Origin of the sequence: Acinetobacter sp. 809848 (genome assembly GCF_000581275.1) — a bacterium.
GTDB lineage: Bacteria > Pseudomonadota > Gammaproteobacteria > Pseudomonadales > Moraxellaceae > Acinetobacter > Acinetobacter pittii.
This window is the reverse complement of sequence record NZ_JEXG01000007.1, coordinates 36,079-48,779: the sequence shown is the minus strand read 5'-3', so window position 1 is coordinate 48,779 and position 12,701 is coordinate 36,079. Positions and strand designations below refer to the sequence as shown.

Annotated in this window: 11 protein-coding genes and 1 tRNA gene; 10 read left to right on the top strand and 2 right to left on the bottom strand. The window is 40.6% G+C overall.

Annotated features, from left to right (window positions below):
- The first annotated feature begins 6 nt into the window (after positions 1 to 6).
- Entirely contained in the window at positions 7 to 3,186 is a 3,180-nt protein-coding gene (gene adeG, locus J536_RS10095; RefSeq protein WP_032062826.1) for a multidrug efflux RND transporter permease subunit AdeG, read from the top strand.
- A 12-nt stretch (positions 3,187 to 3,198) separates the two neighbouring features.
- Entirely contained in the window at positions 3,199 to 4,671 is a 1,473-nt protein-coding gene (locus J536_RS10090; RefSeq protein WP_032055438.1) for an efflux transporter outer membrane subunit, read from the top strand.
- Positions 4,672 to 4,731: 60 nt separating this feature from the next.
- Here the strand turns inward: J536_RS10090 and glyA are convergent, their stop codons facing one another.
- Positions 4,732 to 5,985 (bottom strand): serine hydroxymethyltransferase, encoded by a 1,254-nt coding sequence (gene glyA, locus J536_RS10085; protein WP_002118126.1) that lies wholly within the window; start codon positions 5,983 to 5,985, stop codon positions 4,732 to 4,734.
- A gap of 60 nt (positions 5,986 to 6,045) precedes the next feature.
- Here glyA and J536_RS25040 point away from each other — a divergent pair, with 60 nt between their 5' ends.
- Positions 6,046 to 6,201, top strand: a complete 156-nt coding sequence (locus J536_RS25040; RefSeq protein WP_078225145.1) for a hypothetical protein — start codon at positions 6,046 to 6,048, stop codon at positions 6,199 to 6,201.
- Positions 6,202 to 6,230: 29 nt separating this feature from the next.
- Here the strand turns inward: J536_RS25040 and J536_RS10080 are convergent, their stop codons facing one another.
- Positions 6,231 to 7,460, bottom strand: coding sequence for an alpha/beta hydrolase (locus J536_RS10080; protein ID WP_032062823.1), 1,230 nt, complete (start codon positions 7,458 to 7,460; stop codon positions 6,231 to 6,233).
- 249 nt (positions 7,461 to 7,709) lie between these two features.
- Between J536_RS10080 and J536_RS10075 the strand changes: the two genes are divergently transcribed.
- The 7 genes from J536_RS10075 (at position 7,710) to J536_RS10045 (ending at position 12,656) form a co-directional block, all read left to right on the top strand.
- The gene (locus J536_RS10075; protein WP_032055433.1) at positions 7,710 to 8,396 is read left to right on the top strand and encodes a putative quorum-sensing-regulated virulence factor; all 687 of its coding nucleotides are present in this window, start codon (positions 7,710 to 7,712) and stop codon (positions 8,394 to 8,396) included.
- A gap of 144 nt (positions 8,397 to 8,540) precedes the next feature.
- Positions 8,541 to 9,170, top strand: coding sequence for a hypothetical protein (locus tag J536_RS10070; RefSeq protein WP_078225148.1), 630 nt, complete (start codon positions 8,541 to 8,543; stop codon positions 9,168 to 9,170).
- Positions 9,171 to 9,273: 103 nt separating this feature from the next.
- Positions 9,274 to 9,350, top strand: a tRNA-Arg gene (locus J536_RS10065).
- Between the two features lie 117 nt (positions 9,351 to 9,467).
- Positions 9,468 to 10,403 carry an ABC transporter ATP-binding protein gene (locus J536_RS10060; RefSeq protein WP_002118101.1) on the top strand — a complete coding sequence of 312 codons (936 nt, stop codon included), beginning with the start codon at positions 9,468 to 9,470 and terminating at the stop codon, positions 10,401 to 10,403.
- Positions 10,400 to 11,173 (top strand): ABC transporter permease, encoded by a 774-nt coding sequence (locus tag J536_RS10055; protein ID WP_002118099.1) that lies wholly within the window; start codon positions 10,400 to 10,402, stop codon positions 11,171 to 11,173. The genes J536_RS10060 and J536_RS10055 overlap by 4 nt, the downstream gene beginning before the upstream one ends.
- Positions 11,170 to 11,982, top strand: coding sequence for an NADPH-dependent 7-cyano-7-deazaguanine reductase QueF (gene queF / locus J536_RS10050; RefSeq protein ID WP_014207239.1), 813 nt, complete (start codon positions 11,170 to 11,172; stop codon positions 11,980 to 11,982). Before J536_RS10055 ends, queF begins: the two co-directional genes overlap by 4 nt.
- A 23-nt stretch (positions 11,983 to 12,005) precedes the next feature.
- Complete coding sequence (locus J536_RS10045) at positions 12,006 to 12,656, top strand: hypothetical protein (protein ID WP_002118229.1); 651 nt, start codon at positions 12,006 to 12,008, stop codon at positions 12,654 to 12,656.
- Positions 12,657 to 12,701 lie beyond the last annotated feature (45 nt).

Genomic DNA, 12,701 nt, shown 5'->3' with positions numbered 1-12,701 from the left:
TCAAATATGAATATTTCTAAATTTTTTATTGATCGGCCGATCTTTGCTGGTGTGTTATCAGTACTGATTTTACTCGCCGGTCTGCTTTCGGTATTCCAGTTACCGATTTCTGAATACCCAGAAGTTGTTCCGCCATCTGTGGTGGTACGTGCTCAATATCCGGGTGCAAACCCAAAAGTGATTGCTGAAACCGTTGCCTCTCCGCTTGAAGAATCAATCAACGGCGTTGAAGACATGCTGTACATGCAATCTCAAGCAAACAGCGACGGTAACCTAACCATTACGGTGAACTTTAAACTAGGTATTGACCCAGACAAAGCGCAACAACTGGTTCAAAACCGTGTGTCTCAGGCCATGCCTCGTTTACCTGAAGACGTACAGCGTTTAGGTGTTACTACCTTAAAAAGCTCACCGACTTTAACCATGGTAGTGCATCTGACCTCACCAGATAGTCGCTATGACATGACCTACTTACGTAACTATGCGGTACTCAACGTGAAAGACCGTTTAGCGCGTTTACAAGGAGTTGGTGAAGTCGGATTATTTGGTTCTGGTGACTACGCGATGCGCGTATGGCTCGACCCGCAAAAAGTAGCACAGCGTAACCTCACCGCGACCGAAATTGTGAATGCAATCCGTGAACAAAATATTCAGGTTGCAGCGGGTACAATCGGTGCATCACCAAGTAATTCACCTTTACAGCTTTCAGTCAATGCTCAAGGCCGCTTAACGACTGAACAAGAATTCGCAGATATCATTTTAAAAACTGCACCAGATGGTGCGGTTACCCGATTGGGTGATGTTGCTCGTGTTGAACTCGCAGCTTCACAATACGGCTTACGTTCATTACTCGACAACAAACAAGCAGTCGCGATTCCAATTTTCCAAGCACCGGGTGCTAATGCTTTACAAGTTTCCGATCAAGTGCGTAGCACGATGAAGGAGCTTTCAAAAGATTTCCCATCTTCAATTAAATACGACATTGTGTACGACCCGACTCAGTTCGTACGTGCCAGTATTAAAGCGGTTGTTCATACTTTACTTGAAGCGATTGCACTGGTTGTTGTGGTTGTTATTTTATTCTTACAAACATGGCGTGCCTCAATCATTCCATTGCTTGCTGTACCAGTTTCAATTATTGGTACATTCGCGCTCATGCTCGCTTTTGGTTACTCAATCAATGCGCTATCACTGTTCGGGATGGTACTTGCCATCGGCATTGTGGTCGATGACGCGATTGTCGTCGTCGAAAACGTCGAGAGGAATATTGAAGCAGGCTTAAGCCCAAGAGATGCAACTTATCGCGCGATGCGAGAAGTGAGCGGACCGATTATTGCCATTGCCTTAACGCTCGTTGCCGTGTTCGTACCTCTTGCCTTTATGACAGGCTTAACGGGACAATTTTATAAACAATTTGCCATGACCATTGCCATTTCAACGGTCATTTCGGCATTTAACTCCCTTACCCTATCTCCTGCTTTGGCAGCCATGTTACTAAAAGGACATGATGCTAAACCTGATGCATTAACACGCATTATGAACCGTCTATTTGGACGTTTCTTTGCGCTGTTTAACCGTGTATTTACACGTGCGTCAGACAACTATGGTAAAGGTGTAAGTCGTGTCATTTCCCATAAAGCATCAGCAATGGGTGTCTATGCAGCACTGTTAGGCTTAACCGTTGGGATTTCTTATATTGTTCCGGGTGGCTTCGTGCCCGCTCAAGACAAGCAATACTTGATTAGCTTTGCTCAACTACCAAATGGCGCTTCATTAGATCGTACTGAAGCGGTGATTCGTAAAATGAGTGACACTGCACTTAAACAGCCTGGTGTAGAAAGTGCCGTTGCCTTCCCTGGCCTCTCAATTAATGGTTTCACTAATAGCTCTAGCGCAGGTATTGTCTTTGTGACTTTAAAGCCATTCGACGAACGTAAGGCTAAAGACTTATCTGCCAATGCAATTGCTGGTGCTCTTAACCAGAAATATTCAGCTATTCAAGATGCATATATTGCAGTTTTCCCACCACCACCAGTGATGGGTTTAGGGACCATGGGCGGCTTTAAACTACAACTTGAAGACCGAGGTGCCTTAGGCTATTCAGCCTTGAATGATGCTGCACAAAACTTTATGAAAGCAGCACAATCAGCCCCTGAACTTGGTCCAATGTTCTCAAGTTATCAAATTAACGTACCTCAACTAAATGTAGATCTGGACCGTGTGAAAGCCAAGCAACAAGGTGTTGCCGTGACAGATGTTTTCAACACCATGCAGATTTATTTAGGCTCTCAGTACGTTAACGACTTTAACCGCTTTGGACGTGTTTATCAGGTTAGAGCACAAGCAGATGCTCCTTTCCGTGCTAACCCTGAAGATATTTTGCAGCTTAAAACCCGAAACAGTGCGGGACAAATGGTGCCGTTATCTTCATTGGTAAATGTAACTCAAACCTATGGTCCTGAAATGGTCGTTCGTTATAACGGCTATACCTCAGCAGATATTAACGGTGGCCCTGCCCCAGGTTATTCATCTAGCCAAGCTGAAGCTGCGGTTGAACGTATTGCTGCTCAAACTCTACCACGTGGTATCAAGTTTGAATGGACAGATTTAACTTACCAAAAAATCTTGGCTGGTAATGCAGGACTCTGGGTATTCCCAATTAGCGTATTACTTGTGTTCTTGGTTTTAGCTGCTCAATATGAAAGTCTAACTTTGCCTTTAGCAGTCATTTTAATTGTACCGATGGGAATCTTGGCGGCTCTAACAGGTGTTTGGCTAACAGGCGGAGATAACAACATCTTTACCCAAATTGGTCTGATGGTGCTTGTCGGGCTGGCTTGTAAAAATGCCATCTTAATTGTTGAGTTTGCACGGGAACTCGAAATGCAAGGTGCGACTGCATTCAAAGCGGCAGTTGAAGCAAGTCGTCTACGTTTACGCCCAATTTTAATGACTTCTATTGCATTCATTATGGGTGTCGTACCACTGGTTACTTCAACTGGTGCAGGTTCTGAAATGCGTCATGCGATGGGTATTGCAGTGTTCTTCGGCATGATCGGTGTAACGCTGTTTGGTTTGTTCCTAACCCCTGCCTTTTATGTCCTGATTCGCACATTGAACAGCAAACATAAATTGCATTCGGCAGCAGTTCATGAAGCACCTTTATCTACCCCACATGATCATTAAGGAGGACATTTAATGGCTACAGCAAAACAAAGCTTATTATTGTCCTCACTCATGGGAAGCCTGCTTGCAGGCTGCTCTTTGGCACCGGAATATCAACCTGCAAAGGTCATAGTTCCCGTCAAATTTAAAGAGTCTGACCCTAAACTTGAAGACAATAACTGGAAGATTGCCCAACCTGCCGATCAGCAGGTTCGAGGTGAATGGTGGCGTGTTTTTAATGATGCTCAATTGAATGAGCTCGAACAACAAGCCATTTCTGGAAACCAGAGCCTTAAAGCGGCAGCGGCTAATATTCAAGCTTCACGTGCGTTACGTTCAGCAGCACAAGCTGAACGCTTGCCAAGTATTGGTGCTGGCTTTGGACCGACTCGTCAAAAACCTTCTCCCGCTTCATTGGGTCTAGATGACAATGCTCATACGTCTGCACAGACCTTATGGCGTGCTCAAGCCAATGTTTCATATGAGCTCGATTTATTTGGCCGTATTGCCAGTAGTGTCAATGCAGCAACAGCTGATGTACAGCAACAAGAAGCTCTATATCAATCGGCGCTTTTAGCCTTACAAGCAGATGTTGCCCAAGGCTACTTTCTCATTCGTCAGCTTGATGCTGAACAAGCAATTTATAATCGCACTATTAAACTGCTTGGCGAGACACGCGACTTAGCTCAAACACGTTTTAGAAATGGTTTAGTCAGTGAATTAGATGTTTCTCGCGCACAGACCGAACTTGCTACAGCACAAACCAATGCATTAAATATTGCTCGTAACAGAGCCAATGCAGAGCATGCTCTTGCAGTATTATTAGGCAAAACACCTGCTGAGTTTAGCTTGGCAGTTCAACCTTTAACTGCAAACAGCATTCGTCTGCCAGCAGGTTTACCTTCGGCTTTACTTGAAAGACGACCTGACATTGCGGCTGCCGAGCATGCTATGGCAGCAGATAATGCGCGTATTGGAATTGCACGTGCTGCTTTCTTCCCAAAACTGGACCTAACAGGTGCACTCGGTTATGAATCATCAAGTTTAGGTGAGTTGGGTAAATGGTCGAGCCGTACATTCTTACTTGGTCCAGTGGCAGGTACTATTTTATCTTTGCCATTATTTGACGGTGGACAACGTAAGGCTGGAGTTGCTCAAGCACGAGCTGCCTATGAAGAAAGCGTGGCAAACTATCGCCAAACTGTGTTGAATGCATTTCGCGAAGTTGAAAATGGTTTATCAGATCAAAGAATACTTGATCAGCAAATTCAAGCTCAAAATCAAGCACTCTCCTCTTCTCGTCATGCAAATCAACTGTCTCATTTACGTTATCGAGAAGGTGCTATTAGCTATCTTGATGTGATTGATTCGGATCGGACTATTTTGCAACAAGAACAACTTTCTGCACAGCTTAACGGCACTAGAATGATGGCTAGTGTAAATTTAATCCGTGCATTAGGTGGTGGCTGGCATAATGCCGAGTCATCGGTAAAATCTAAAAGTTAATTCTTATCTAATTAACTTGATAAAAAAAGCGCCATACGGCGCTTTTTTTATATTTACAACTTATTGTGCGTATACAGGGAATTTTGCACAAACAGTTTCAACTTTCGCTTTTACGTCAGCAATAACTTTTTCGTCACCTTTGCTGTCAATCACGTCAGCGATCCAACCAGCAAGTTCACGAACTTCAGCTTCACCGAAACCACGAGTTGTTACTGCTGGAGTACCGATACGGATACCAGAAGTCACGAATGGAGAACGTGGGTCATTTGGAACTGAGTTTTTGTTCACAGTAATGTGAGCAGCACCTAACCAAGCATCTGCATCTTTACCAGTTACATCTTGCTTGATTAAAGATAACAAGAACAAGTGGTTGTCTGTACCGCCAGAAACAACATCATAACCACGAGCGATGAATACTTCAGCCATAGCTTGAGCATTTTTCACAACTTGTTGTTGGTAAGCTTTGAAGTCATCAGACATAGCTTCTTTGAAGCAGATTGCTTTAGCAGCAATCGCATGCATTAATGGACCACCTTGGTTACCAGGGAATACAGCTGATTGAAGTTTTTTCTCAATTTCTTCATTCGCTTTCGCAAGGATTAAACCAGAACGTGGACCACGAAGTGTTTTGTGAGTCGTCGTTGTTGTTACGTCAGCAATTTGAACTGGGTTTGGATATACACCAGCAGCAACAAGACCTGCAACGTGAGCCATATCGACGAAAAGGTAAGCGCCAACTTTGTCCGCGATGTCACGGAAACGTTGCCAATCTACAACACGGCTATAAGCAGAGAAACCAGCAACGATCATACGTGGCTTGTGCTCTAACGCTAAACGTTCAACTTCTTCGTAATCGATCTCGCCAGTTTCAGCGTTTAGCCCGTATTGAACTGCATTATAAGTTTTACCAGAGAAGCTTACTTTTGCACCGTGAGTCAAGTGACCACCGTGAGCTAAGCTCATACCTAAAACTGTATCGCCCGGGTTAAGAAGCGCTAAATAAACAGCAGAGTTAGCTTGTGAACCAGCGTGTGGTTGAACGTTTGCGTAATCTGCACCAAAAAGTTCTTTAGCACGATCAATCGCCATTTGCTCAATGATATCCACATACTCGCAACCGCCATAATAGCGTTTGCCTGGATAACCTTCTGCATATTTGTTCGTAAGTTTTGATCCTTGCGCTTCCATCACAGCAGGAGAGCAATAGTTTTCAGATGCAATTAACTCGATATGTGCTTCTTGACGCTCACCTTCAGAAGCAATTGCTTGAGCTAATTCTGGATCAAATTCAGAAATGGAAATATTGGCAAACATTAGCGGGGGTCCTATAAATTAGGGCTTTTAAGCCGTGCTAAGATTGCGGCATATTGTAGCATGAACTTTATAATTAAACAGAATGAAGTTAGCTCAGTTTTAAATAAAAATGGCTCAAGTTTTATAAAAAATGAGCCATTGTTTATAAATCAATTAAAAAGCTCGTTTAAAGCTTATATTTTAAATTTCTCTATCATTAATTTTAGCTCTCGCTAATACTAAAAAAGTATTAAATATCAATGACTCTATTGAGCTGCCAGTAAAGACTGAACATTTCCAACAATATTATCTACATTATTACTCATCACCGTGCCATGGTCCCAGTTACCCGTCACATAACTATTAATTTTAGTGCCTAAGGTAGTGGCATTAAATATCAATAGATCAGTTGCTAATTTAGGTACTGTAGGATCAGCTATCCCTTGATAAATGATGATTGGAGTAGTGACTTTTACTTGTAACGGCTGCGAATCTTTTTCCAAAAACGTTTTAACTAACGGCACAGCCATAAAATTAGGTTGTGTACGTGTAAAGCCATCTAGTGTGCCATTATGGTCTTTAGCATAATTACTCATACCCTCATAAAAGGCTCCATACAATGGTCCTGAACAAAGGTTTTCTGCTTGTGCGGCAATACTTGAAATTTGTGAAGTAAAGACTTGTGAATAATTAAAGGCAGGTTGTGTGTTGCGAATGCCAGCTGTAACCAAAGCTGTATATGTATCAAGCTGTGCATAGGTTGCAATTTTAATATCTATCGGTGCATTCGCAACTTGCGCCTCTCCATCTACTAAAATACCCCCTAGATTAGAAGCAGGTGCTACCGCTACTGTACCTTTATAGTCTAGTTGTGCACGGCTCGCATATTGTGCAGCACCTAATGCAGCATGCCCACCCTGAGAATGTCCTACTGTTAACCATTTTTTTGAGGTTAATAAATTACGTTGTGATAAATAATTACGTGCCGCAACCACGGCATCTGTAATTGAAAAAGCCTCACTTTTAATATTTAAAAATGGATGTATGCCTGGGGTACCCAAACCTTCGTAGTCAGGTGCGACCACAACATAACCTGCAGCTAGTAATTTACTAATTAAATCTTTTGTACTATCTGCTAAAGCTGCCTTACTTGGTGCGCAAGTATCTGCCACACCCGTAGTGCCATGTGCCCAAACCACAATTGGCCAACCGCCTACTGGTGGTGGAGTGTTTGGTGTAAATACCAAACTGGTTGCCTGCACTTCTTGACCACTTTGACCCAACATTTTATAAGTCAAAATACTACTTTCTGCGGCAACTGATCCTAAGTTGGTGCTTGTGTAAGCCTCGTCTTTAACGACTGGATTTTGAATATTATTGGTTGGAGTCCCAGATGGATTAGTAGGAGCTGGGCCATCATCACTACTCCCTCCTCCACAAGCGACTAAAAATAAACTCGTGCTAAGAACGCTCGTTATTAATAGGTTCATTTTCATTGGTATATCTTCCCTTAAATTCCATTTTTGTTTTGCTTTAGTTTTTTAATCAACATTTCCTAATGTCTTAAAAATATTTACGCCTAATCTTTATTTTCCGCAAGTTCTATTGGATGAAATTAATCTCTGAAAACTTTATTTTTAATATAAATTAACGTTCTCGCTACTCTCAGACCTCACTTCATGTTTTAAAGTGGGTAGCCAACTGTTAACATTCTTGATTACTCGTGATTGATTAAAGGGCCAGTTATGCAAACCATTATTTTAGATACAGAAACACATACACTAAATGGTTTGCCTATTGAAATTGCGTATGCCCCAATTGAAATTAATGAAGGCAAGCTCACCTTAGATAAGAGCAAATTGTTTGATCAACTTTATCAGGTTAGTGCACCTATCTCTTACGCGGCTATGGCAGTACACCATATATTAGAGTCAGATTTAGAAAACCAGCCCCACTATAAAACTTTTAAATTGCCAGAGACTACAACTTATATTATTGGTCACAATATTGATTACGATATTGCCGCGATTGCTCGTTGTGGCGTGGATGTCTCTCATATCAAACCGATTTGTACTCTAGCTTTAGCGCGTAAAACTTGGCCTGATGCAGAAGCGCATAATATTTCTGCACTCATCTATATGATTTCTCAAGGCAGCGTTAAAGCGCGAGAATTGCTCAAAGGCGCGCACCGAGCCGATGCAGATATTATTTTGACTGCTAATATTTTGATGCATATTGTCTATCATTTAAATATTCAAGACATTGAAGAGCTTTACCGAGTTTCTGAAGAAGCACGTATCCCTACGACTATTAATTTTGGTAAGCATAAAGGCACAGCAATTGCTGAACTTCCTAAAGACTATATTCAATGGTTATTACGTCAAGATGAACTTGACGTCTATTTACGTAAAGCGTTAGAAGGCGCATTTTAAAGACTTAAATAGATGATATTCATCAATTCTTCATCATATTGTCATTTTTGAGTTTTATCGTTAACCCCATTTATATTTTATTAAAAACAGTACTGTTCAACCAAGAAAATTGGACAGTCTGATTTATTTTTTATTTGGGGAAGAATGATGGCTGGTTTTTATCGAACCAATTTAGGAAGAGTCGCGCTTCAACAACGCAACATTACTTTAAATGCAAAACAAAGACGTTTACTACTATTAATAGATCACGAAGATTTTCAAAATTTAAATAGCGAATTTAAAAAACGTATTGCATCTCCAGAGCTTATTCAACAGCTTATCGACTTAAAACTCATTGCTCCTTCTGGCGAAAATTATTCAGAATTAAATGAACAAATATATTTCCCACCATCATCCGTAACTACAATAGAAGCTCATCAAAAAAATATTATAGATGAGAATAAAAGTGACAATATAGTTAGTGAAATTCAGGTTACTCAATTACCATCTTTGCAATCTACAAATACTGAAAATACCCAGCCACCAATTCCAGTTCAACAGCTCTCTTTTGAAGAAATACAACAGTTGATGAAGCAAAGCTTGAGTCAATATTGTGGGCTTATGGCAAAACCACTTATTCAGAAAATAGAACAAATAAAAACGCTTCAAGAGCTTAAAATGTGCCAAATGCAATGGATTACCAGCTTACAGGAGTCGCGTATTCCGCCTAATGAGCTAGCACATACGCTCCATTCTATTAATTATTCAATTCAACTTATTCAACAACGCATCTAAAAAAAACAACAAGTTGCTGTTTAATTAAGCATTAAACCCACTTGTTACCTATTTCGTGCTTTACCTATTGGTGTTTTTTTCCTATGATGTGGCCCACACATGTGCGCTCGTAGCTCAGTTGGATAGAGTACAGGTTTCCGAAGCCTGGGGTCGTGGGTTCGATCCCCGCCGGGCGCACCAGTTTATATATAATAACTTCATAAATTTATCTCAATTTTATAAAATTCCGACTATTTTACTTGGTTTATTAATCATTATCGCTCAAAATATACCCCTCTTTCATAATGTGAGAATTTCATGACTGATGCTTTGGTTTTAAGAGATTTGTCCAAAACATATCGTAATGGTTTTCAGGCGTTAAAAGGTATTAACCTCACTGTGCCTGAAGGTGAATTTTATGCGTTGTTAGGCCCAAATGGTGCCGGCAAATCAACAACCATTGGTATTATCAGTTCCCTCACGAAAAAAACCGAAGGAACAGTTGAGATTTTTGGACACAATCTCGACACTCACCCATCCTTGGCAAAACAACAACTTGGCGTTGTCCCTCAAGAATTTAACTTTGGACAGTTTGAAAAAGCGTTCGATATTTTAGTCACCCAAGCTGGCTATTACGGCATTCATAAAAAGATTGCAGAAAAACGTGCCGAGCATTATTTAGAAAAGCTAGGCCTCTGGGAAAAACGCAATATACAAGCACGTATGCTATCAGGTGGTATGAAGCGCCGACTCATGATTGCACGTGCCATGATGCATGAACCTAAACTTCTTATTTTAGATGAGCCTACTGCGGGTGTTGATATTGAATTACGCCGCTCTATGTGGGATTTTCTAACCGAAATGAACGAAAGCGGTACTTCTATTATTTTGACTACACATTATCTCGAAGAAGCAGAAATGTTGTGTCGTCAAATTGCTATCATTGACCGCGGTGTCATTAAAGAAGACACCAGCATGAAAAGTTTCTTAAACCAGCTGAGTGAAGAGTCTTTTATTTTTGATTTGGCAGAACCCATTGCCCCACTCCAGTTAAATATTATTGGTGTGAAGTTCAACTTAATTGATAGCAGCACTTTAGAAGTGACAATGGATAAAGCACATACATTAAATGACTTATTCCAACTTTTAGAATCACAAGGTATTCGTGTTCGTAGTATGCGTAACAAATCGAACCGTCTAGAAGAGCTATTCGTCAAAATGGTCGAGAAAAATCTTGAAGGAGAGGCAAAATGAATTTTAGCCAACTGCAAATTGCCCTCTGGACTCTAGTTCGTAAAGAAGTACGCCGATTTCTACGTATTTGGCCGCAAACCTTGTTACCACCTGCGATCACGATGAGTTTGTACTTTGTCATTTTTGGTAATTTGGTTGGTTCGCGCATTGGACAAATGGGCGGCGTGAGCTACATGCAGTTTATCGTACCCGGCCTCATCATGATGGCGGTTATTACCAACAGTTATGCTAACGTATCTTCAAGTTTCTTTAGTGTGAAATTCCAAAAGAGCATTGAAGAACTGATTATGAGTCCCGTACCACTACATATTATTTTGTGGGGCTATGTCATTGGTGGTATTTGCCGTGGTGTATTGGTCGGAGCAATTGTGACGACAATGAGCATGTTCTTTACAGACCTCTTTATACATAACTGGTTCGTAACTATATATACAGTCTTAATTACCTCGGTTCTTTTCTCATTAGGTGGTTTTATTAATGCAGTTTATGCAAAATCATTTGATGATATTTCTATTATTCCAACATTTGTCCTTACACCTTTAACCTATTTAGGTGGTGTATTCTATGCTATTAGTGCACTTGGCCCTTTTTGGCAAAAACTTTCTTTAATTAATCCTATTGTGTATATGGTTAACGCTTTCCGTTTCGGCATTTTAGGTCATAGTGACGTGAACGTTACGTTCTCTTTAATCATTGTGACATTATGCTGTGCTGTACTTTACGGAATTGCCTACTATTTACTTGCTCGTGGTTCAGGAATGCGTGAATGAGTGTCGAACAGTCTTTATTGGGTAAAGAAACTCAATATCCAACTAACTATCAACCTGATGTTTTATTTCCAATTGCTCGTGCTCAGTCTCGTGAAGCCTATTCGCATATTGAAGGTATTACACAAGGTAAAGATTGGTGGCATGTTTTTGAAATTTCATGGTTAAACGCTCATGCTATCCCGCAAGTTGCTATTGGCAGAATTACACTGCCAGCTTCTTCACCAAATTTGATTGAATCAAAGTCATTAAAGCTTTACTTCAATAGCCTTAACTTCACACAGTTTGACTCTAAACAATCATTTATTGAAACAGTTGAAAAAGACTTATCGGCTGCGGCCGGTGCAAAAGTTGAGTTAACCTTATTTCAAGTAGATGATTTAGAGATTTCTAAACCTCAAGGCATTTGTATTGATGACTTAGATCCAGAGCGTTTAGAGCAACATCCAGATGCGACTCTTTTAAAACGAGATGCGTCTGATGAAGAAGTCGAAATTGAACTATATTCTCATCTTTTAAGAAGTAACTGCCCAGTCACGGGACAACCAGATTGGGGTACAGTTTTTATCCGTTTTAAGGGCAAAAAACCTTGTTATCGTAGTGTTTTAGCTTATATTATCTCGTACCGTCAGCATAACGGCTTTCACGAACAATGTGTCGAGCAGATTTTTGCGGATATTTGGCAAAATTTGCAGCCTGAAAAGCTGATGGTTTATGCAACTTATACTCGTCGCGGCGGACTTGATATTAACCCTTGCCGAGTATCGGATCTTTCATGGATGCCAAAACCGATTCGATTGGCACGACAATAAAACGAATAATTTGAGGATACACCATGCCGTTTTTTGGTTTTACCCCTTCTGAAGGCTTATTGAACGATATACAAACTGGAATTGCGAACAAAAATTCTAGTGAGCCTTTATACCCACTTCGCGATAAGATTGCTTTACAACTTAATGAAGAGATTATTGATAATGTCTTAATTCAGTTAGTTCAGCACTTCCCTGCAAGTGAAAAGCGCGATACTGCCGAAAAACTAGCAGGCTATGTCAAATCAACAGTCGCTGTTCTTTTAAAACAATTGTTAAGCAAAGCGCCAAACGATGTTGTTAAACAGTCAGTAGAGTTCTCTGAAAAAAGCTTATTTAAAGATCCACAAGGTCAATATAAAGTAGGTGTAACTCTAGATCCTAGCTTAGTCACTAATCTTCAGCATAACTTCACTGAGCTTAAGGCGGGTAACGATATCAATAAAGCTGCATTGGCTGAACTGTATAAACAGTTTGGAGATGCTATGGTTAAACATTTTATGTCTGATTTTAATAAGACATTAGACCTTGGCATGATCAAGCGTAAAGCAGCTGATATTGGTGCGGCAGCTGTAACAAAAGCAGTTCATATTGCGATCGACAAACTCATCCCTAGCTTAAATCGCACTGAACTAAAAGCGATGGCTGAATATCACGAAAGTCTATTCTTTAACTAATAAGAAATAGCCTATCGGAAACCTAGCGAGAGCTAGGTTTTTTTA